At 59.7% G+C, this 23,097-nt stretch carries 15 protein-coding genes; 1 reads left to right on the forward strand and 14 read right to left on the reverse strand.

Going from position 1 to position 23,097, the window contains the following annotated elements:
• Window positions 1-66: 66 nt before the first annotated feature.
• The 7 genes from H1B37_RS02070 to H1B37_RS02100 are packed head-to-tail and all read right to left on the reverse strand — an operon-like array spanning window position 67 to window position 9,892.
• Entirely contained in the window at window positions 67-4,266 is a 4,200-nt protein-coding gene (locus H1B37_RS02070; RefSeq protein ID WP_182864947.1) for a hypothetical protein, read from the reverse strand.
• 54 nt (window positions 4,267-4,320) lie between these two features.
• Entirely contained in the window at window positions 4,321-5,037 is a 717-nt protein-coding gene (locus tag H1B37_RS02075; RefSeq protein ID WP_182864948.1) for a hypothetical protein, read from the reverse strand.
• A gap of 27 nt (window positions 5,038-5,064) precedes the next feature.
• Window positions 5,065-6,081, reverse strand: a complete 1,017-nt coding sequence (locus tag H1B37_RS02080) for a vWA domain-containing protein (RefSeq protein WP_182864949.1) — start codon at window positions 6,079-6,081, stop codon at window positions 5,065-5,067.
• Window positions 6,075-7,004: a vWA domain-containing protein gene (locus H1B37_RS02085; RefSeq protein ID WP_182864950.1), complete on the reverse strand. Its 930-nt coding sequence runs from the start codon at window positions 7,002-7,004 to the stop codon at window positions 6,075-6,077. The genes H1B37_RS02080 and H1B37_RS02085 overlap by 7 nt, the downstream gene beginning before the upstream one ends.
• Window positions 7,001-7,936 (reverse strand): hypothetical protein, encoded by a 936-nt coding sequence (locus tag H1B37_RS02090; protein ID WP_182864951.1) that lies wholly within the window; start codon window positions 7,934-7,936, stop codon window positions 7,001-7,003. Before H1B37_RS02090 ends, H1B37_RS02085 begins: the two co-directional genes overlap by 4 nt.
• A complete protein-coding gene (locus H1B37_RS02095) occupies window positions 7,936-8,832 on the reverse strand; it encodes a DUF58 domain-containing protein (RefSeq protein ID WP_182865062.1) in 897 nt (298 codons plus the stop codon). Before H1B37_RS02095 ends, H1B37_RS02090 begins: the two co-directional genes overlap by 1 nt.
• A gap of 4 nt (window positions 8,833-8,836) precedes the next feature.
• Entirely contained in the window at window positions 8,837-9,892 is a 1,056-nt protein-coding gene (locus tag H1B37_RS02100) for an AAA family ATPase (RefSeq protein WP_182864952.1), read from the reverse strand.
• A 909-nt stretch (window positions 9,893-10,801) separates the two neighbouring features.
• On the opposite strand from H1B37_RS02100, the gene H1B37_RS02105 reads away from it, so the two are divergent.
• The gene (locus H1B37_RS02105; protein WP_182864953.1) at window positions 10,802-12,379 is read left to right on the forward strand and encodes a sulfatase family protein; all 1,578 of its coding nucleotides are present in this window, start codon (window positions 10,802-10,804) and stop codon (window positions 12,377-12,379) included.
• Window positions 12,380-12,406: 27 nt separating this feature from the next.
• On the opposite strand, the gene H1B37_RS02110 is transcribed toward H1B37_RS02105, so the two are convergent.
• The 7 genes from H1B37_RS02110 to H1B37_RS02140 all read right to left on the reverse strand — a co-directional run bounded on the left by H1B37_RS02110 (window position 12,407) and on the right by H1B37_RS02140 (window position 22,823).
• Entirely contained in the window at window positions 12,407-13,249 is an 843-nt protein-coding gene (locus H1B37_RS02110; RefSeq protein ID WP_182864954.1) for an amidohydrolase family protein, read from the reverse strand.
• A gap of 233 nt (window positions 13,250-13,482) precedes the next feature.
• Complete coding sequence (locus tag H1B37_RS02115) at window positions 13,483-13,815, reverse strand: hypothetical protein (RefSeq protein ID WP_182864955.1); 333 nt, start codon at window positions 13,813-13,815, stop codon at window positions 13,483-13,485.
• A gap of 230 nt (window positions 13,816-14,045) precedes the next feature.
• Window positions 14,046-15,611, reverse strand: a complete 1,566-nt coding sequence (locus H1B37_RS02120; protein ID WP_182864956.1) for a sulfatase family protein — start codon at window positions 15,609-15,611, stop codon at window positions 14,046-14,048.
• A gap of 86 nt (window positions 15,612-15,697) precedes the next feature.
• On the reverse strand, window positions 15,698-17,143 hold the full coding sequence (locus tag H1B37_RS02125) for a sulfatase family protein (protein WP_182864957.1): 1,446 nt from the start codon (window positions 17,141-17,143) through the stop codon (window positions 15,698-15,700).
• A gap of 357 nt (window positions 17,144-17,500) precedes the next feature.
• Window positions 17,501-19,099 carry an ankyrin repeat domain-containing protein gene (locus H1B37_RS02130; RefSeq protein WP_182864958.1) on the reverse strand — a complete coding sequence of 533 codons (1,599 nt, stop codon included), beginning with the start codon at window positions 19,097-19,099 and terminating at the stop codon, window positions 17,501-17,503.
• A 14-nt stretch (window positions 19,100-19,113) separates the two neighbouring features.
• Window positions 19,114-20,460 carry a DUF1552 domain-containing protein gene (locus H1B37_RS02135; RefSeq protein ID WP_353620759.1) on the reverse strand — a complete coding sequence of 449 codons (1,347 nt, stop codon included), beginning with the start codon at window positions 20,458-20,460 and terminating at the stop codon, window positions 19,114-19,116.
• A complete protein-coding gene (locus H1B37_RS02140; RefSeq protein ID WP_182864959.1) occupies window positions 20,457-22,823 on the reverse strand; it encodes a DUF1592 domain-containing protein in 2,367 nt (788 codons plus the stop codon). Before H1B37_RS02140 ends, H1B37_RS02135 begins: the two co-directional genes overlap by 4 nt.
• Between the last annotated feature and the right edge of the window lie 274 nt (window positions 22,824-23,097).

The following is a 23,097-nucleotide window of genomic DNA, read 5'->3' on the forward strand; positions in this document are numbered from 1 at the left end:
CGGGCGGTTGTTGCTTTGGGGACACGGCATGTCCGTTGTGCCGTGTCCCCGGGTGGGTGGTTGTTGTTAGCGTGGTTCGAGTTGGGTGACGGTCGAGCCGCATGGCAGTCCCCACTTGGCGGCGATCGCTTGCAGATCGGGCGGGGCCGCACCATTGCTCTCGGCAAAGTAGTGACTTTCGATGGCGGTGATGTCGTCGGCCAATCGTCGTCGTTGCTCGCCCGCCAAGGTCGGTTCGCTTTCGACTTGCTTCAATCGAGCGAGTACATGGAATGGTGTCACGGCGATCGGCCGGTCGTCTCTGGCGATCTCGGCCGTGTCGCGGTGCCGCAGGGCGTACGCGGCGGCGGACAGGATGATTAATGCGGCCAATCCACAAAGGATGCCGATCGTCCAGACGCGACGGTTCGATCCGTAGTCCTGGGCCAACATCACCGAGCGATCGACCTCTTCTAAATCGGCATCGACGTAGCGTTGAAAACTGAGCTTTTCGGCGTCGATGATCGGTTCGGGAAAACGGAACGTCTTCGGGGCCTCGGCCGACGGGGTGTCGGCGGCATAGGCGAGCGTCCAGCTTCGTTCGCTTAGGACCACCGGTTCGACCGATTCGGAATCAAACTCGACGATGCTCACGCCCGTGTCTTGAGTGTCAACCAATTCAAATCCGTCGACCGCGGTGTCAAGGACGTCGTCCAGTGGAGGAATCAACCCGCGTGCGGTCGCCCTCGCCTCGACGATCAACTTGCCCTCGGCAGCCTGTCGCTCATCCAACACCTGGACCAGATTCACTCCCCTGGCTGGTGCGTCGGCCTGACCGCTGCTTGAATCGATCGCGATCGGGCTTGAGGTGATTGGCAGAACGACGTAGCCGGAGGTATCCAAAAAGTCGAGGTCGATTTTCAGCCCGGGCAACTTGTCGACTTCAGGGCCGCGTGATCGGAGTAACAAGTGGGCATAAGGTGTCACCCGCCAATCCGAGTCCGCCAGCGCACGGCTCTTGGTTTCGGGATGGTTGAAGGTGATCGACAGCACCTCAAACTTGTCTTGCAGCGCCGCGGTTGCCGCGTCCTGAAACTTGTCGCGATAGTTCTCCGTTGGCCGACCATAGTTGTAGGCGTAATAACGCTGGTTTTGATTCTGCAGATACTTGCCGAAACCACCCGATTCGCGTTCAATTTCCTTGGTGTGTTTGAGATCGACATAGACGCCGAACGGTTCGGTGTGCCCGACTTGAGTGCCGCCATCGATGCGGACGATCAGATCGAGTTCGGTGACCAGATCCTTGTAGTAGTCGTAAACCTTTCGGGCCTCTTCGGCTTGGGGATCTTCACCAACGAGTTTGAACCCGGCCTCCAAATAGCGGAATTTACACGCCGGATTGACCGCACTCATACGGGTGAACAGTGCGTTGGCGAATCGGTCGCGGTGTGTTTTTCCGATCTCGCCGGGAATCGAATTCAACGATTCGGCCAACAAGTCGATCTGGGCGTCGACCGGTCGATTCTTTTCGCTGATCCCACGCAAGTCCGTGGCCCCGAGAGCCGCGTAGAACCAGTGATCAAACACGTCGTTCTTCTGGTCGCGCTGGGGCAACTCTGCGACGGATGAAACGTAGGCCTCGGCCGCTTTGGCGAACACCTCAAAAGCGGCTTGCCTGCGTCCACTGAACTCGGACGACACCGCGATTTCCTGCAAAAAATCGTTCTCGTCGTGGATCACGCATGCTTGGGCAAGGGTAAGTTGCCAATCATCAGGATACTGCTCGAGCGCCTGCCGCAATACCTTTTTCGCCACCCCATAACCGCGCACGACTTCGGCCTGGATGTCCTGCTTTTTGCGGTTGGTATTGGCGTCGCGTTGCACATTCGGGTCACGCCACAAACCGGCGAGATTGGTTCTCATCTGCTGGACCAGTCGCGCCATCGTGCCCGCTTCGATCGTGCCCCAGTTGCCAAAGACCTCCTGGATGTCCTGCACGTCGAAAACTTCTGCAACGCTGTGACATGTCATGAAGGCTTGGACCAGCAGTTCCTCATTCAACTTTTCCTCCAACGGCAACCGGCGAAGACGCTCGACCCAGCGGGTCAATTCGGCAAGATTCCGTTGCTGTTTGGATCGTGTCAGCGGGATCTTGTCGGCTTTCTGGTCATAGCCATACATGAACATGTAATAGTTCGTTCGCTGGCGTTTCTGGTTCGGATTGTGGTTGCTCGTCCAGACGCGAAGAAACTCTTCGGACAACTCGCGGGCGGTATCGGGGTGGGTGTCGGCCAGACGTTCGATGTACGGAAACGCTTTTTCTTCCTCGTTGATCTTTAACCACAACCGGCACAGCATCATGGTGTACTGCGGTTGCAGCCCCGCTTCGATCGCTTCGAACCAACGTCCCTGCGGTGCCGTCTGCAAAATCTTGTCCACCTTGACTGGGTTGATCCGCCGGAGGGCCATCACCGGGGCATCGTTATTGGTCTGGGCGGATGAATCGACATAATAAATGTTGCCAAAAGGGTCCCGTTGCATGCTCGGCCCATACCGGGTCGCATTTGAGTGTTGCTGGGAAACTCCGGCTTCGGCGAGCCAGTTGGACGCGAGCAAATTAAGGATGCTGCTCCACTGATCATCAATTGCCGGCTGGGTTGCGAAGAACGCATCCACGGCCGCCGCCTGGAGTTCGAGGTTCTGTTGGCGGCGAGTGGAGTCTTGCGGCATCTGTGCAAGACGTTGGGCGGTTGCGGTGCCGAGTTTGGCCAGAATCTCCTTGCCGCGTTCGGGATGCTTGGTGAAGCTCTCTTTCAACCACTGCTTTCCAAGTTCTTCGCGCAGCACCGGGGCCAGCGACACGGTACGAGTGAACGCCTCGGAACGAGCCTGCTCATATTCACTCAGGGCTTTCTCGGCTTCCTCTTGATCGCCGTCTTCGTTTTCGCCCTGGTCCTTGCCGGCGTCCTTTGGGTCGTTGTTCGCGGTAGGCTTGTCGAGTTGCGGTTTCTCGACCTCAAACGCGGCGAGGGTGACGTCCCAGGCCTGCTCTCGCAGCGATTCGATCTGCTCCTCTTTGTAACGGTGCATGTAGTGCCGTGCCAAAAGATTGAGTGCTTTGGCGTTGCCGGCTGCTTTGGCCTGGTCGGCCGAGGGCAGGAATTCGGCGGTGGCATCGTCGCGTGAAGCGGCACTGAGCAAGACGGCAATTTTTTCATCGGGCAACAAGTCGCCACCGCGAGCGGCAGCCAAGAAGTCTTCCAGCGGGTTGCCCACTTGCAGGGCCAGCCGCATCAAGGACGCCAATTGCATCATCTGCTGGTCTTCGAGTGACGCCGGCGCGACGCGGATGATGGCGGCCAGATCGGAGAAATCGACGGCATGTTTTTCGGAGTACTCGCGGGCCGGATTGTTGCGACGATTGTTCATCATCGACTGCATGAACTGGCGCATTTCCGGGGAAAGCCCGACGACTTGCCCGAAATCGAGTGCGACTTGCGAACCGAGTTGCCCGATCATCCGGTTGTAAACCGCCTGGGCTTCGTCCACGTCAAGTCGCCTGCGGTCGGCCAGCAGCTTGCCGAACCGATCCCACTGGCCCAGCGTGACCGAGCGGGTGAGCATCTTGAGCGTTTCGTCAAACCGCTTCTTCTCCTTGGCGGCCGCCTCGGCTTTCGCTTTGGCCTCCGCGTCCGCCTTCGCTTTTTCCTCCGCCTCCTGTTTCGCTTTGGCCTGTTCCTCTGCGCTTTGATCGGACTTGCCGTCGGGCTCGTCCTGTTGCTTGGGCTCGTCCTGTTGCTTGGGCTCGTCCGCTTTCGCTTGGCGACCGGATTCAGTCGCGTCCGCACCTTCGTCGGGCTGCTGGATCGTCAATTTTGATTTGGCCGCCGCGTCGGAAGTTGCTTGATTGTCGCCCGTTTCATCGGCCGCGTTCCCACCGTCGTTATCTTTCGGGGGCTCGGCCCAAAGCTTGAGGATCGCTGAGGGGCGACGGTCGAAAACGAGTTTGTCGATTTGATCGAGCCGGGCCTTCTTGCGTTTGGCGACTTCTGGATCGACTGATTCGTCGGGATCATCGCCGTCGTTTTCCGCAGATTCCACGCTGGAGCCGTCGGCGTCGGTGGCTTCGATGGAGGCCGTCATTTCGGCTTCATAGGCGTCAATGATCGTGATGCCGCTGCCAAAAGGGTCATTGCCGCCCCCGAACGGATCCTGTGCCGGGCAAACCGCGACAGGCATCGCGACGCCCATAGCGGCCAGAACGAAAAGCAAGGTCAGAGATCGCATGGCACTGTGAATCAAAGAAGCCGGTGAGGGGGACACGTCGGGCGACACCGCCGACTACGATCCGCTGCCATCGGGAAGAGGACCGAGGTTCGCGCCGGCTCCCTTCTTCGGACTTTTGCGTTTGGCCTGTTTGCGCGAAACCTTTTTGCATTGTCCGCTGCAACAACCTTTGCACTGGGACGGCAACTTGAGTGCTTGGAGTTGGGCCAAGTCCATGCGTGCCAATCGAATGGCTGATTCCAGGTCATGTTGATGTGTCTCGAGCGATTGTTGGTCACCCGCTTTCTTTGCATCTTCGGCGAGCTTTCGGTAGTGTTGGCGGGCGGACTCGATTTCCGGTTCCCATTCTTCGGCCGGCTTGCCTTCCAGTCGCAACAGCCACGTCATGTAATACTCGGCATGGGCCAAGGCATCACGAGTCTGGCTGACCAGACTCGGATCCACCTGCTCCGGCGGCGCCTGCTCGACCTCATCCATCAACGACTGCAGCGCCACGTGCGACTCGGGCAGCTGTTTGGCCAGCATCTGTGATCGGGCATGTGCCAACCGAAGCCGATAGCGATCACCGACCTGATCTTCGGGCAGGTACGCCAGTGCTTCGGCGTAGTGCAGGGTCGCGGTCGCGTGATCGCCGCTCTCGGCGGCGGTGGACGCTTGTCGAACCTGACTGGCGGCGCGATCGATCGCCAACTGTTGTTGCCCCGGGCCGACGTGATACGCCCAGGCCAGCAAGGGAAGCGTGAGCCAACATAGGATCAGGAAGATGCGCATCGTTTCACTCCCGCATTCAATTTGAGGTCACGCGGCGTTTGCGCGGACCGCGTCGTGTGAATTCATTTTTGGAGTCGGACGTCTCGACCGCACTCCCGGCAGGTAGTCCGTGCCTATTTGTTCTAACAATACCGGCAGCAATGACAAACAAAATCCGCCCATCGCGACCGCTAAAAGTGCGAATTCGCGGCGTGTCCACGGTTCGACTCGCTGTTGGCGGCCGCGACTGACAAATTCATCGATCAGGTGTGATGGCAAATGCTGCCGGTTTCCGTTGTGGTAGGTGCCTCGCAGTCGGGCGGCGATCTGGCGGAGCGTAAAAACATCTTGTTTGGACTGCCGCCCGTCGATGAAGGAACCTTTTTGCGGGTCACCAACGCCGACGACCAGGACGCTTCCCACCGAAGCTGGCATGGTCGGCATGCCTTGGGGAGGAACCGTGTCGCCGTCAGAAATCAGGATCGCCGTGGTGCTACGCGGGTTCCAGGGTTTGGCCAGTTTCGCCGCTTCACGAAGCCCCTCCAACAGACGCGTTTGCCCCGACTCGAACGCTTGATACAAGGGCAGGTCACCGAGGATTCCGTCCACCACGTCCAAGTCTCGCGAATCGACCACGACCGGTTTGGCACCGCTGTACACCGCAACCACACTGACCAGGGATTGCCCCGGCGGCACGCGCTGAAACAGCGACCGCATCACGTCACGTGCCCGCGACTTGCGTGACTGCTCACCGCTGGTTCCGGCATCTTCCAGCCTCATGCTGGGCGAGACATCCAGGACGATCAACAAGTGTTGTTCCTTGCCCGGTTGGACGTCCCCGGCGGCGCGGTAGGTGCGTGGCGGCACGAACAACAACGTGGTCAGCCCCCAGGCCAACGCCGTCATTGACGCGATGCGAATCAGCGGAGACGAAACCGTCCAGCGTCGCGGTTTCCCTGTGGGGCCGAACGCGAGCGGTGCCAAACGCTTGACGCGTCGGTGTTGCAACGCCTCGGCCAGGACGACCAGCCAGAGCGTGACCAATGCGACGATTTCCGCTACCACGGCGTGTACCTGAGACCAAACATGCCCAACAAACAGATTCCCAACAGCGCGAGCCCCGTTGCCGCGGGCGGAAAAAACTGATCACGCGTTTCGCTGGCGATCTTTTCAAGCTTGGTTTGTTGCATGCCGTCGATTCGCTTGAAGACGTCGGCCAAGGCGTCTTCGTCCCCGGGCTGAAACACCTCCCCGTCGGTGAGGTAGGCGATGTTGACGATTTCATCCGGCACATCACCATTATCGACATGGACGTCGTACAGAACGATGCCTGCGCTCTTGAGTGACGCAGCAATCTCTGCGTCGCGTCCCCCATACAAGTCGGCGCTGGATCCGTCGGAGACCAAGATGATCATCCGATCCCCCTGTTCACGTTCCATCAGGGTACGGCGACAGGCGTCCAAAGCCTTGCCGATCTGCGTCCCGCCGCCCAGACCCGCGGGCAGCCTGTTGCGCGGATCCATAAACGGCAACGCATATTGAAATGCCGATGTATCGGTGGTCAATGGAACCCACTGCAGCGTTTGGTCGCTGAAGAACGTCAATCCGAAAGCGTCTCCTTCGCGATACCGGACGAACTGGTCGATGGCTTCCATGGAGGCCTCGTAACGCGTCCGGTCCTGATCAAACGAAGCGGTCATGCTGCCGGAGACGTCGACGCAGAACTCGATGTTCGACAATGCCCGTTTCGTTCGCGGCTTTCCCCGCTCCTGCGGGCCGGCCAGCAAAACGATCGCCATCGCCAGCAGCAACGACGGCATCGACTCAAAGAATCCGACCAGGCGTCGAAACCGCAACCCCGAAGGTTGCGTCCCGTCATCCGATGGGATGGCAACCTCCCGTCCGCCGCGCCGCCAGATCCAGGCGAGCAGGGCCGCGGGGATGACCAACAGCACCAACACCAGCGGATAGGTGAATCCGGCGATCATGTCGATTCCACCCCCTGACGGATTTGTTCACGGACCGATTGCCCCCCGTTTTCCCCTGTGCTCGTCGTTGTGGGCGATCCGGTGCCGATCGAATGATCCGGCGGCGTCTGAAAATCATCGTCGCTGACGCTGGTGTACGGCTGCAGCAAACTTTCCAGGTCGATTTCTTCGGTTGCGTCGGGACGATGCAGCCATTGTTCCAAGGCCAGCATCAATGGGCCCGCCTGCTGGTGCCCACGTAGCGTCGCCATCAATTCAGCCGGTGGCAAATGGTCCAGGTTCAGCTTGCGGCCCCAATAGGAAATCAGTGCACGCTCCAGCGTGGCACGATCGGCCGGGGCGAGTGTTCCGTTGCGCGCCGCTTCCACCAGCGGTCGCAGCCGGTCGGCCAGTGAAACCGTCGTGAACTCGGCAACCCCCGGCGGCTGTCGCTTGTTTCGCCCCACCGCCAGCAGCACCGCCAGTCCCACGCACCACAATACTGTGGCCAGGGCGATGAGTCGTCGATAGCCCCCGAGACGGCCCAATGGAGTTGGCGCGAGTGCCTGCGGAGTGATTTGACCGGGCGGCAACGTCGATTCGACCAACACATTCAAAGCGGGTAAATCAGCTTGGCTGCCATCGGCGCGGACCAGATAGTCGGCCAGGTTGTACATGCCCGGCTCAAGCCCGTAGAACTCGAAATCATAACGGTGGTCGGTGCCGTGCTTGTAGCTCGCCGCGATCCTGAGCACGAACGGTTGATGACGATCCTGCATCGGTTTGGCGATCAGTTCGCCCCCGGGGAAAACGTGTTGCTCGATTGTCGCCGCCATGCCCACGGGGGTCGTCTGGGCCGGATGGTCGGCTGCGGCGCGGCCACACGCAAGCGGCAGCGGGGTGGCGACAACAACGACCAACAACATGGCGGCATGGCAACAAGCGCGAATCATTAGCGGGCTCCCCTGCCGAGGATTCCGCGTGCCGCGAAAAACTGGCGCAAACGAACTGCGATCGGTTGGTCCGTCTCGATCAGCAAGTGATCAATTCCGCCTCGTTTAAGTTCGTCCCGCAGCGGCTGGTCGTCCTTCCATCGTGTTCTGCCGTGCATGACGAACGCACGCCCGCTTTCGGCATCGCGAGCGCGATAAAAACCGGTGCCGCGCAGCTCTCGCTCGGCCGGATCACGGAGTTGCAAGACGCAGCAATCATGACGCTGGGCTAGTCGCTTGATGACCGGCACGGCCTGTTGCTCGTGCATGTCGCTGATCAAGACCAACAATGCCCGGTTGGACAAACTTGTTCCCAACTCCGCCAGCTTTGATGCGATCCGAGTCGGCTCGTCGTCGCGATAATGGCGAAGCTGATGCAGCCACTGCATCACGCGATCCTTGCTCAATGATGGCTCAACGTGCAGCGCGCGTCCTCCCACACCCAGTACACCCACCGGGCTGATTCGATCAAGGCTGGCAAGTGCCAGCGCCCCGGCGATCTGGACGCCGATCTCATACTTGCTGTGGCGGTCACTTGAGATCACCATTGACGCCGAGGTGTCGATGATCAGGTAGATCGGCAATCGCTTGGGAGTTTCATATTCTTTGACGAAGATCTTTCCGGTCCGCGCCGTCACTCGCCAATCGATCGACTTGATCGGGTCACCAGGTTGATACAACCGGCTCTGCACAAATTCGAGCCCCGATCCCAGAAAAGGAGATCTGTCCGTTCCGTAGCTCAAACTGTCAGCGAGGCGTTTGACCGCGATCATGAACTTACGCGCGTCGAGCGGCTGGAAGGGTGGTAACGTCGCCGCGTTCGGGGCGTCACCGTCGTGTTGCCTCGGTTCACGCATCGTTCTAGACATGGATGGTCCTGCCGTTTCGGCTTGGTAACCCGCCCGCTTCGATCATGATCTCTTGCAGGACATCGCGGCCGGTCAAACCGTCGGCCAATGATTCGTAATTCAATCGAATTCGGTGCAGGACGACATCTTCGGCCAGGGCAAACAGATCCTCCGGGACGACGTAGTGTCGACCTCGGATCAAGGCACGGGCACGCGAAGCTTTGATCAGCGCGATACCGGCCCGCGGACTGCAGCCGAAGTCCAACCGATTGTCGCGCCGGGTCCGCTGCACAATTTCGATCACGTGATCGGTGAAAGTGTCGCTGACGAAGACTTGCTGGACCGCCTCCATGGCAGCGACCAGGTCGGCCGCGGTGCCCACCGGCTCATGTTCAAGCACATCGAACTCGGTTCGTGCAACCGCGCCGTCGCCCTCGCGACGAATCCCCAGCCGCGCGTTGCGGATCAATACCTCACGCTCTTCATCTGGCGTCGGGTAAGTCAATCGGTGGCAAAGCATGAATCGGTCGAGCTGAGCCTCGGGCAGTTCGAATGTCCCCGACTGTTCCACCGGATTCTGGGTCGCGATGACCAAAAACGGCGCAGGCAACCTGAACGTTTCATTACCGATCGTCACCGTATGTTCCTGCATCGCCTCCAACAACGCACTTTGAACCTTCGGCGCCGCTCGGTTGATTTCGTCCGCCAGCAACAGGTTGGTGAAGATCGGTCCGCGATGAACCCGAAACTCGTGACTTTTCTGGTCCAAAATCTCCGACCCGACGATGTCCGAGGGCAGCAAGTCGACGGTGAACTGAATCCGGCTGAATTGCAGATCAATGCTTTTAGCAAGTGCCGAAACGAGCAGTGTCTTGGCCAGCCCCGGCACCCCTTGCAGCAACAAATGGCCACCGGTGAACAGTGAGATCAGTAGCCTTTCCACGACCGCATCCTGACCGACGACCACCTCAGCGATTCGCTCGCGAACGCGGGAAATGAACCCGTACGTTGCCTGCCAATCGCGCTGGGCGGCTGCGCCTCGGTCGGACGCGTGAGAAGGGTTCTCCATCGGCATGACACCCGCAGGTAAGAGATCGCGACATTCTCGTTCAATCGCTCCGAAGCCGGTCGGCATTCGCTGGCGAATGCACTGTATCGTACCCGTTCCGTATCGTCGCTGCAAAATCCGCCATGTCTGTCCCGTCGGGCCGCGACCGACGATCAAAGAAAATGCTAGCCTTGCGCGTCGAACCAACACGAGATCATTCCCCATCAATGCCGGACCGGCCTGCGGCAGCCAGGGCCGATCGAGGCAGATCCGTCAAAACCTGCAGCGACGTAGCAGCGGTATCCACCACCGCCGCGGCAGTGGAAAGCCGTTTTATGCGAGCGGTTGGTCGAGCCGCGGTGCGCAACGGGGATGGCACGCTCGATAGGACCAATAGGACATAGGGGACCTATAAGTCGTATGCGTCCGATTGGTCCCAATGCACGATCGCTGCCCCATATTCGCAGGAAGGCAAAACAATGTGGGCAAGACAATTTCAGGCTGTGATCGTTTGCCCCCATCGTTTTGCCCATCTGTGTTTTGCCCCATCGTGCAACACACATGGAAAACCAAAGGCGTGTTGGTTGCATCGACCGCCGGGCGAAGGCGACTCCGTCGCATCGGTCGGATTCACCGCCGCGCTGACCCACATCTCCATAGGGACATAGGGACACATAGGGACATGGCACAACCGATCATGCCGTGTCCCCATGGAAGAGTGCCCCATCTGTCGCGGGATTTTGATATCATTTCACCTGAAACACCTGCCATGTCCCCAACGGCTCTTGTTTGGGGACGGCTCTTGTTTGGGGACATGGCACAACTGATCGTGCCGTGTCCCCGAGTCTCCGGTGGGCCGCCGAGTGTCGGTGCCGTGTCCCCAGTGTGAAGATCAAGTGCCGTGTCCCCGGTGGGGGAGGAGCGATGAGAATGTTGATTGCTGGCGTTTGGGGATTGGGGCGAGGGGGGATGGTTGGGGCGGCCGCGCTGTGCTTGCTTTGGATCGTGGCAGGCTCGGCGGCCGCCGAGCGTCCGAACATCGTGGTGATCTATGCGGACGATTTGGGCTATGGCGATGTGCAGTGCTATAACCCCGAGAAGGGGAAAGTCGGGACGCCCAGGATCGATCGGCTGGCCGAACAGGGACTGTTGTTCACCGATGCCCATTCATCGTCTGGAGTCTGCTCTCCATCGCGGTACACGCTGCTGACCGGCCGCTACCATTGGCGGTCGCGTCTGCAAGCGGGAATCGTCGGTCTTTGGGGGGCTCCCCTGATCGCCCCGAACCGTCTGACGATCGGCTCGCTCGCTAAACAACATGGCTATCAAACCGCTTGCATCGGCAAATGGCACTTGGGCTGGAACTGGCCGATTCCGGCCGACGGTGCCAAGCGGTTCAAGGAACGTCCCAAAGGACGCGCCGTGGCGACCGACGCTCATCGGGCTGTTTGGCGTGAGGTCTTTGAACAACCGATCGGCGGCGGACCCATCACGCGCGGTTTTGATGTCTATTTTGGCACCGACGTCCCCAATTGGCCGCCGTATTGCTTCATCGAAAACGATCGAACCGTCGGAATCCCCTCCAAGTTTTTGCCGGTCGAATTGCTGCGGAAGAATCAAGCGAGCAACCAGGGGCCGGCACTGGCCGGGTGGACGTTGGAACCGATTCTGCCGACCCTGGCCGATCGAGCCTCACGCTACATTCGTGATGCCGCCGCGGACTCCGAACCCTATCTGCTGTACATGCCACTGACTTCTCCCCACACCCCCTTGTCGGTCAATGAGTCTTGGAAAGGCAAAAGTGGCCTGGGGCTCTACGCCGACTTTGTGATGGAAACCGATGCGGTCGTCGGCCAAGTGCTCGACACGATCGAGCAGAGTGGCGAAGCTGACAATACGCTGGTGGTGTTCACAAGCGACAACGGCTGTGCACCTTACATCGGCGTCGACGCTCTTGAAAAACAGGGGCATTATCCCAGCGGCCCCCTACGCGGCTACAAAGCCGACGCCTGGGAGGGCGGCCATCGCATCCCCATGATCGTCCGCTGGCCGGGTGTGGTTGAACCGAATCGCCGATGCGATCAGCTGGTTCATCAAGCCGATCTGCTGGCGACGTTTGCCGACGTGATCGGGGCCGATTTGCCCGACGATGCCGGTGAAGACAGTTTCAGTCTGATGCCGCTGCTGCGAGGCGAAGACCGACCGGTTCGCGAAACAGCGGTCAGTTGTTCGATCCGCGGCGTTCCCAGTTTCCGCCGTGGCAACTGGAAATACATCGCCGCACCCGGCTCGGGCGGCTGGGGCAAAGGCGGCGATCAAAGCCAGCCGGTGCAGCTGTACAATCTGGCGGTCGACCTGGGCGAGACCAAGAACGTCGCCGCGGATCAACCGGAGCGTCTTGATCAGATGCAGGCCTCGTTGGAAGCCGTCATCCGCAGCGGACGCAGTACGCCAGGGCCGCAACAACCCAACGACGTCAATGTTCGGCGCTACCCGGTGGCGCCTTGACGCAAGGACCTTTTGCCGGCCGCCATCTTAGCCCTCCAACGCCCGCATCGCGTTGTTGAAAAAGATGTCTTGCAGCGTCTCCGGGTCCGACACCAACTCCCGCAAGAACTCTTGCAACTGTCTGCTGTAACAAACGTTCTTGAAGTGGGCGCCTTGACCGTCGTAGCAGGGACAATCGCTGCCGAAGAGCATTTGTTTCGGATGCCGCTCAATGAATCCGGCCGTAAAGTCTTTGTCGCGTGACAAGGCCCCGAATCCGCTTCCGGCCGACATGTCGGCGTACAGGTTGGGATAGTCCGATAGCAGCCGATCAAGCAATCCGCCGGGTTTGACGGGGCCTTTCGGGTAAAGCGACTTGTCGGCCGGAGGCACCTCGGCACTGATATTCGCCCACCATGTTTGTGCGTGCCCAATGATGCGGACGTTCTTGTACCGTTTCAGGTAAGTTTCCAGGTGGTCGGCCAGGCCTTGATTGTATCCGCCCGCTCCGTCTTGGAAGTGAATGGTGATGGGCCAGTGGACGTCGTTGCAGAAGGCGATGACGCGTTCGACACGCGGATCGTTCAGCGGCAAATGTTCCTTCTGTTCGCCGATCCCCCTGCAACCGAGCAAATGGTACGCACGCAAGCGCGCGATCACATCGTCGCTGCGAATGTCCGTTTGGCAGAACGGGATGATCCGATCGCGGTATTGATGATACGCGTGCAAAACGGTCTCGGTGCGCAACAACACCCCGCCTTCGCCCGTTTCCAACGGCAACACAAACGCCTTTTCCGTCCCCGTCGCATCCATATGCCGGATCGTGTCTTCAATCGTCCGCTCAAAATGATTGATGTGCAGGTGGCAATCCAGCAAACGAGGCTTCTGCACGATTGCATCGGCTGCCGTAAGGATCGATGGATTGCCAACGTGCACGGCGGCAGTAGCGACGGACGCGGCGATCCCAAGGAATCGTCGACGCGAGGAAAGGGAGGACGGCATGGCGAGATCGCTCCGGTGGGACTCTTAACGCGTGTGGGATGCGGGACGAAGAGATTCTAGCCGGATCCCACACAAGGTGTCGTTCTCCACGCTCGCGCGAGCGTCGCTACTGCAGTGCGTTATCAAGTTTCCGGATCGGGAGTCGGTGTCGGCAAAGACTCAACGGCCGGCGCGGAACTGTCGGTCGAAGGCAGACTCATCGGCGGATCAAGCCGGCTTTCGATCACGGTCTCGTCGAGCATCCTGTCATAGATCATCCCGTCCTCGACCGTTGCACCTTCCAGCACCATCGGTTCGGAGGAGACCGCCGAGCCGATCGGAGCGGCCGAGGAAGGTGCGCAGCGGGCACAGGGGGCACGATGATAGACGACCGGAGTTCGCCGAAACCAACTCAATGGCCCCGAAGAACTGCAACCGGAAAGAACGACAAGCAATGCGGGAAGCAAATAACGCACGGATGGATCTCCGAAATTGGCTCAGCATCCATTCACGGCAAGAAGTCCCGACCTTGGTTTGATCCATTTCGGCAGGATCGGCCGCGACGGTGGAGCAAAAGCGGAACGGTAGCGAACAGACGGCTCGTGCCGATTGGGAGGGACGCGTCGGGTCGACGTGAGGCCGCTCGCTGACGCTTCCCGCTGGCATCGGTTGATGCTGAATTGACAGGCTTGAAGCCTATCCCACATTAATAGTCCGTTTCTTGCAGGCTGTTGAGCACGGAGGTTTGCCAGCTTCGCAATTGCCCACTCAGTCGCTCGGTCACCTCCGCATTGGACCGGGCCAAATTTGTTGCTTCTTCACGATCGGCGTGCAGGTCGAACAGTTCCACATTCATCGGATTCTTTGCGCTGCCATCGACGACCAGCTTGTAACGGTTGTCCAGAATCACGCGTGGTCCGGCGTAATCGGCTTCGCTGATTTCCGGTTGATGAAAATTATTGAAGCTGCGTGTCAGTTTACCGGCCATCTCTTTGACCAGCGGCGTCGTGCCTTCTTGCAGCGCCGGGGCGATGTAGGGTTTCGGCTTCGGGCGCGCCCCGGTGACTCGTTTCGTCGGATAAGCCCAAAAACAGATCGGTTTGGGACGCCGCGTCATCTTGCCGTCGATCACCGCAGCGACGCTGATCCCGTCGAGCGGGCGGTCGGGTGTCTGGACGCCGGCCAGTTCACAGAGCGTGGGAAGCATGTCGCTGGTGACGGAATTCACCTCGCTGACCCGCCCCGTGGCGATCCGCGCCGGCCATTCGATCAGGCCGGGAACCCGAATGCCGCCTTCGTACATCAACCCCTTTTCGCCGCGGAACGGAGTCGTCACACGGCCACTGCTTCGCGGGCTGCCGTTGTCACCGCAGTACCAAATCAACGTGTTGTCTCTCAGGCCCTTGTCGGCCAGGTAGTCGCGCAACGTTCCGATCGACCGATCCATCGCAGTGATCTCCGCATAACGCTCGCGCAACACCTCTCGAAGCGGACGCGTCGTTTGTTTCCCCGTTTCCATCGACGTCAATCGAACCGTGCGTTCGGCGAGCGATTGCGGCAGGTCGTCGTAAAGCGCCAGATCCTTGTCCAAGCCGCTGTAGGGTTCGTGGGGCGAACCGAACCAGACGACCGCCAGAAACGGTGTCTCGTCGGCTCGTGCGCGTTCGATGAACTTGATGGTTTCGTCGATCGTGACTTCGGACCCTTCGCCTTGAATCGTTTCCGGCGGTCCTCCGTTACGCGAGAAGGGCGGATTCATTTCATAGAAATTGTCGTGCGAGACGTATTCGTCGAAGCCCATCGCACGCGGGTTGGTCGGCGATTCCGCTTTGACCGGACCGAGGTGCCACTTGCCGAAATGGCCGCACCGGTAACCGCCCTTGGACAGCAAATGCGCGATCGTGATTTCTTTGGGACGGATCGACCAGCCCGGTGAGAACGTTCCGTAGCGGTTGGGGTGGCGTCCGGTCAGCACACTGCCGCGCGTCGGTGAACACGAAGGATGACCGGAATAAAAGTGATCCAGTCGCAAACCGCTGCGGGCCATTTCATCCAACACCGGCGTCTGCAGATACGGATGTCCGTTGTATCCCGTTTCACTCCATCCGTGATCGTCTCCCATCAACAGAATAAAACAGGGGCGGTCATCGGCGGGGCACAGCGATGCGGCGAGCAGTACCAGTGCCAGTACAGACAAACGAGCGGGGGAGTGAGGCTCTGAGTTAGCTACGCTCGCCAGAGCGTGGGGAATACTCAAAAACGCGTCGTTCATGGGAAGATTCCAAAGTGTCGTGGTTGGCGATCAGTCTGGGGGTGACGTAAGACATGCACGGCATAGCCCAGGCCTCAAAACAAGACTCATCGCTCGTAGTCTTTTCCCGACCAGCTGTCTAACACCGAACGCTGCCAGGCCTCAAGCTGCGTTTTCATTTCGGCGACGCGATCGGGGTGTTTCTGGACCAGATCCGTTCGCTCCATCGGGTCGGCTTCCAAATTGTACAGTTCGAATATAATTCGATCGCCGTTTTGAATTCGGTGCAGTTTCCACGGCCAGGCGTGCCATGCCGCATGGCCTCGCATGCCTTCTTCCCCGAAGGTCGGAAACTGGCGGACGTTTTTTAAGATGCGTTCGGGATACGGGTTCGGGCGTCCGGCTTGCTTGGCTTCAAGTAGCGCGCGGATGATCCGGTCGCTGTACGTGCTTTGGCCTTGGGTGTGTCCGTGCCAGAATCCCATCGGTGGGCGCGTGGTTTGTTTTTCGGTCAACACGTCGGCTAGGTCGATGCCGTCCAGTTTGGGCTGATGAGTCACCTTGGCACCGGCGATTGCAACCAACGTCGGGTACAGGTCGGCGGCAAACGCCGGTGTGTCGATCGTCTTGGGACCGAAACGTGCTGGCCACTCTAAGATCGCGGGAACCCGCAGCCCGCCTTCATAGATGCTGCCTTTCTTTTTGCGACCACCGGAGGATTCTTCGATCAAGCCGCCGTTGTCGCTACAGTAAAACAGCAGCGTGTTGTCGGCGATGTCCAGGTCACGCAAGGTTTGACGAAGTCGCCCGACTTGTTGATCCAACAGTGTGATCTCGCGAAAGTATCCCGGCTTCTTCGTGGCTTGATCGTTGTACAGCGCCGCGGCATCGGGAATGTTTTGCGGCAATTCCTGTTGGGGATCGTGGGGCGACGGAAACCAGGTGACGGCGAACATCGGCCGATCGCCGCCGTGATGCTTTGTCAGGAATTCGATGGTCGCATCCATCGTGATCACGGATCCGGGACCTTCGATGTGTTCGTAGATCCCGTTGCGGCTGAGGTAGGGATCGTTGTCGAAAAAGTTCAATCCGGAAAGCCACTCGTCGAATCCCGCGCCGCCGGGACTGGTCGGGCTGTCGGGTTGGACCGATCCGATGTGCCACTTGCCGAAGTGGCCGGTGACGTAGCCGGCCCCGCCGAGTGCTTCGGCGATGGTGGCTTCGTCGGGCCGCATGTAGTGGCCGTGGTTGGGGACGTTGGTGCGAAACGGATGGCGGCCGGTCATCACGCTGGCGCGGGTCGGGGAACACACCGGCGCGCTGGCGTAAAAACGGTTGAACACGACGCCGGATTTGGACATCGCGTCCAATTGCGGCGTTTGGACGAACGGGTGACCGGTGAACCCGGTGTCGCCATAGCCATGGTCATCGGCCATCACCAACACGATGTGCGGCCGCTCCGGTGTCTCGGCAGCGAGTGACTTGGAGTTGGCGAGTTGGGCAATGAGGAGCGTGACCAGTGCGACGGAGAGGGTTTGTTGTTGTGCGAGCATGAGAGGTGGGCGGTGGGGAGAGGCAAGACGATGGGGGCAAGACGATGGGAGGCAGAATGATACGGGGCAGAATGATGGGATGTTGCGTGGGAGGGGGGCAGAGGGTTGATTGAGGGAACGGATCGATTGGGCAACGCAACGATGCACTCGAACAGCCTTTCAATCGTAGCTACCTTCGCCAGAAGGTGGTGCCTTCTCCGGAATTGACTCGCTCTGGCGATTCGAGTGACCTCCGAGAGGCGGAGTCGCTATGAAGCCACTTGCGAAGAAAGCTGGCGAGGCTCGATGTGCCGTGTCGTAAGCTCCTCACTACGACATTGTTTTGCCCCCATCGTTTTGCCAGTTTTTCGTCTGCAACTATTTCCCGCCTTGGCGATAGCCTTTTTCGAGCTTGCGTTTGGGCGGTGGCGGTGGGGTGATGCCTTCGGCAATCATCAAGGCCCGAATGGCATCGGCGGTTTCGTAGGACGGTTTAAAATTTCCTCCGCCGCGATGGCCCATGGCGATCCACAACGGCATCCGGCCCTGTTTGGTCACCTTGCTCCAGACGTTAATGTCGGCGCCGTTGTCAGCGAGACAATTGACGACCGATGGCATCATCTTATAGGCGGCACCGTGCATGGCCGTTTCGCCGTTGGCGTCGACGGCATTGACGTCGGCACCCAAGTCGATCAGGTAGGAAACCGCTGCCAGGCACTCCGGTTCCGAGCCCGCCGAGTCGCCTTCGGATCCCGATCCGATTCCCGCGGCCATCATCAGCGGTGTCCAGCCGTTGTCGGCAGCAAGCGTCGGATCGGCACCGAGTTCCAACAGCGTTTGCATCAATTTAACGTCGGCCGTTCCGGCTGCGGCAAAGAAAGCGGTCGCCCCCTTCTTGCCGAACTTGCCGCGACCGCCACTGCGTTCTTTTCTTGCGTTGACATCCGCGCCATGCTGGACGAGCGTTCGAACAAATTGCAAACTGGTCATCGATCCCGATCCGATCGGCGGCGGGTCTCCGTCGGCATTGTCTCCCAGCGGTGGCTTGCGAACCCAAGACATCGTGAACAGCGGCGAAAAACCGGTCCGTTGATCGTTCGGGTCCGCACCGGCTTTCAGAAGTTCGACGGCGAGTTCAAAGTGGCCGTTCTCGATCGCCAGGATCAGCGGCGAGGTCCGTTTTTGAACGTTCTTGCCCGAGCTGTTGGCGGGCATCATTACCGAATTGACATCCACGCCGGCATCGAGAAACCGTTTTACGACCGGGGTGTGACCCTGGCGGACGGCAAAGGTCATCGGCGTGTATCCCGATCGCAAGGGGGTTGCGAAATCCGCCCCCGCGTCAAGCAGCACGTTGACGACGTCAAGGTGGCCTTCGTGGGCCGCCCACATCAGTGCGGTTTGGCCATTGCGTTCTTTCGCGTTCACATCAGCGCCATGCTTGAGCAACGCGTGGACCGGGCCGACACGTCCAGTCCTGGACGCCGTCATCAGCGCCGTTTCGCCTCCGTTGAGAGCCGGGTTGGCGTCGGCGCCGTTTTCGAGCAGCAATCGTACGATCTCGGTGTTTCCGTTGGTGCAGGCCAGCGACAGTGGCGTCACGCCGTAGCGGTTTTCACAATCCACGCGCGCCCCTGCATCGACGAGCGCCGCGGACATGTCGGCATCATCGAAATAGGCGGCCCAGTGCAGCGCCGTCATCCCGTCGACTTGCGGCGCATCGACGTCGATCGATTCGTTGTCGGTGTCTTTGAGCAAGCTGACGATTCTCGCGTGGTCTTGATGTTCCGCCGCATCGGCCAACGGCGAGTCGCCGGCGTGGAGCGATGTGCTGCTCAGTAGGATCCAGCAAAGGGTGACGGTGAGAATGGTCCGTCGATGCGTGAAGGCGGTTAGCGAATGCAGTGTGCGTTTCCTCCACGCTCTGGCGTGCGTCGCGACGTTGTGGCGCGAGTGGACCGGGAACTGTTTCGTCATCCGTTTCATCGTGATTACACCGAAAGCGGTTCAAAGAGTTCGTCGACCGGTCCTTCGCTGTCAGCGAATTTATCCAGTTTGACACCCACCTTGTCCAGCAGCGTCAGGTGCAGATTGGCCAGCGGTGTGGGGCGGTCATATTGAATGTGTCGCCCACCCTGCATGCCTCCGGCGGCACCACCGGCGACGATGATCGGCAGATCCGAGTGGTCATGGACGTTCGGATTGCCCATGCCGCTGCCGTAGAGCAACAGCGAGTGCTCCAACAGCGAGCCGTTTCCGTCGGAAGTCTGCTGAAGCTTTTCAAGGAAGTAAGCGAACAGCGAGACATGGAACGCGTTGATCTTTGCCATCTTCGCGATCTTTTGTTCGTCGTTGCCATGGTGTGATAGCGGGTGATGCGATTCCGGAACGCCCAATTCGGGATAGCTGCGGTTGCTCGTTTCCCGGGCCAACTGGAACGTGATCACGCGTGTGATGTCAGCCTGCAGCGCCAGAACCTGCAAGTCGAACATCAGACGTGCATGATCGCCGTACGAGGCCGGGACGCCCATCGGCCGGTCCAGGTCCGGCAACTCGTTGTCTTTCGCTGCGGCTTCGGACTGTTGGATCCGTCGTTCGACTTCACGCACCGAGTCCAGGTATTGGCTGATCCTGACACGATCCGACGGGCCGACTTCGCGATTGAGCCTCGCGATGTCGTCGGACATCCAATCCAGCAGGCTTGCTTTCTGATTGCGTTCGGCGCGTCGTTGAGCCGCGGTTCCGCCGGCCCCGAACATACTCTCGAACACGATTCGCGGATGAGCTTCGGACGGCAGCGGCGTCGTCGGCGATGACCAGGACAAGTTGTTCTGGTAAACACAGGCATAGCCGTTGTCGCACTGGCCGACGGTCTGCATCAGATCCATCGACAGTTCCATCGAAGGCAATTGCGTCGATTGACCGATCTGCTTGGCCGCGAGCTGATCGGCGGTCGTGCCCAAGTAGTAATCGGTGCCTTCGGTGTGCTTCGCCTTGGCGGCGCTCAAAAACGCGGAATTAGATGTCGCGTGTGATCCTGGGTACGCGTTGGCCAGTTCCAAGTTGCTGATCACCGTGACATGCCGGCGGACGGGCTCGAGCGACTGCAGGATCGGCGGCAATTCACCCAGCTTGGTTTCGCCGGGCGGTTTCCATCGCGACAGGTCACAACCCATCGGCATGAACACATAACCGAGCCGTCGAACGGGCGCCGCGGCGGTGGATTCGATCGCGGTGGCCGCCGGCACCATCGCGTCGAGTAGTGGTAACGCGACGGCGCCGCCCAGGCCGCGCAGCACCGTGCGACGAGAGAGAGCTTTCTTTCGAATCAAATTCACCGGAAGGTCCTCATTTGAAAAGCCGGGCTGTTGATGATTTCCCATATCAACGCAGAAAAACGATATTGGTCTTGCCCCGCACGACGCACGACCTCGCGAATCGTGGGGCCATCGGATTCGGTGACGCCGCGACCGAGCGCATAGGTGATCAATTTCTCGGTCATCGCCGTGGCGAATCGTTCGGGCCGTTCGAGCACGGCCGCTTCTAATCCGGCGACGCCATGGAAACTGTCGCCGCTGGGCAACGCACCCTCGGCATCGACCGGCACCCCGAACTCGGAGTCTCGCCATCGTCCGACCGCGTCGTAGTTTTCCAGCGAAAATCCGATCGGGTCGATGATCACGTGACAGCTGGCGCAGGCCGCGTTGGAGCGGTGTTTGGCGAGCCGCTCGCGAATCGGAAGGTTCGCCCCGATCACCTCCTCTTCCAACGACGGAACGTTCGGCGGTGGCGGCGGAGTCGGCGTGGCGAGTAAATTCTCCAGGACCCAATTGCCGCGGATCACCGGCGACGTTCGGGTCGCATAGGAAGTCACCGTCAGGATGCTGCCGTGACGCAACAGCCCGCCGCGATGGTCGTCATCGGACAAGCTGACGCGACGAAAACGACTGCCATAAACATGCGGGATGCCGTAGTGTTTGGCCAAGCGTTCGTTCAGGTACGTGTAATCGGCTCGCAACAGATCCAGAACGCTACGGTCTTCTTCGACCACACTTTGAAACAGCAATTCGGTTTCGCGCCGCATCGCCTGGCGGAGGTTGTCGTCAAAGTCAGGATACAGCCGGGCGTCGGGTGTCTTGCTTTCCAGGTTGCGCAGATGCAGCCATTGGTTGGCGAAGTTGGTCACCAACGCTTCGGCACGGCGGTCGCGGAGCATCCGCAGCATCTGCTGGCGCAGGACATCGCGATCGCGCAACGTGCCTTGTTCGGCGGCCCTCAATAATTCATCGTCGGGCAGACTGCTCCACAGAAAGAACGACAATCGTGACGCCAACTCGTTGTCACTGATCGGATAGACGTCGCCGGCATCCAGGCCCTCGGGATCTCGCTCGATGCGGAACAGGAATCTGGGGCTGACCAACAGCGACGCCAGCGCCCGTTCGATCCCGGCCTCGAATCCTGCTTCCGCCTCGCCCTGGCGATAAAACTCCATCAACGGGGTGATGTCCGTCTCGTCGACAGCACGTCGATAGGCTAGTCGGGCCAGTCGCGACAGAATCTGTTGGGCGCACGACTCGTTCTGCGCGGATGTCGAGGGATAGCACGTAAAGATACGCCGTCGACTGGGGGTATCCGGGGCGGTTTGCGTCGCGGCGGACGCATCGGGATCGGCATACGGTCCGGTGATCGACACTTGAAACACGGCGGGCGTTTGTCGCGGATGCCGGTGCGAATTGAAATGCACATTTAAGGGCTGGCGTTTCGTTTCGATCAACGAAGACTTGTTTTTGACGAAGGTGACTCCGAAGTCGTGGGGACCGGCCGTCACATCGATCCGCGCCTTCAATCGACTGTCGTCAAAAAAGTAGCGGCTCCTGGCTTTGGGCGGGACCAGTTCGAAGTCCGCCACCCGTTCGCGATCCAGCAGAAACTCCATTTGGTACTTTCCGTTCAAGCCTTCGACGTGTTCGTTTCGATCACGCGCCAAGTTGACTTGTACTTCATAGATGCCCGAACGCGGAAAGGTGTGGTGGATCAACATGCCGCCGCGAGTTCCCGGCGGCAATCCGACCACGTGTTGCTCTTGCGTCACATCGGCGGGCATGCGGTACGTGTGCCCTTCCAGTTGATCCGAGGGTCGGGCGATCGCAAGTCGGCTGATGGTTCGTGCCGCGTTGATATAACGCGAGACCAACGTCGGCGGCAAGTCTGCGACCGTGACGTTGTCGAACCCGTGGCTGGATTCGTCGGCCGGCAACATCGCTTCGGCGTCGATGTCGAGCGATAACAGATCGCGGATCGCGTTCTGATACTCAAAGCGATTCAGCCGCCGAAACGTGTCGGTGCGACCCGGCTTGGGATGCTTGGCCGCGACGGCCGCAAGCGTTTCGATCAGCTGGTTCGTCGTTTTTTGATAGTCCTGTGCCGAGGGGCGGTAAGCGTCCGGCGGTGGCATTCGCCGTGACGTCAATTCGCCGAGCACGCGTTCCCAAACCTCGGAATTCGATTCCAGACTGTGGTCGGCCAGGAGTGAGAGGTCCAAGTCGGCTTCCGGTTCATCCTCGCTGTGACAGTCCAAACAGTACTCGTTCAAGAACGATTCCAGCGCTGGGGCGGGCGCATGCGCCTGCGGCCCGCCGGTCGGGGCCTTTACCAGCTTCGCGGTGTCGTCGGCGCGAACGTTCTCGCAGAAATGTGCCACGAACCAAACTAGCAAGCCGGAGCAACAAACACAGACGGTGTGATTTCTGACGGGAAGGCGCGAGAATCGGTTCGCCATGCGTCGATCCACTTTTTCGTTCGGCATTCGTTTCGTAGCGTCGGGAAGTGCAAGCCGGCGTCTGGGGCATGAGACGAGGGACCATGCGATCCAACGCATTTTGCGGGAATAGGAGGGACCTCCAGTTTAGCAGATCTGCGAGGACCAGAACCGCAATCTTCACAGAAAATCAGCCGTGCAGTGCGGGCGTTCGGTT

Source organism: Stieleria mannarensis (assembly GCF_014154935.1).
GTDB classification, from domain to species: Bacteria; Planctomycetota; Planctomycetia; order Pirellulales; family Pirellulaceae; genus Stieleria; species Stieleria mannarensis.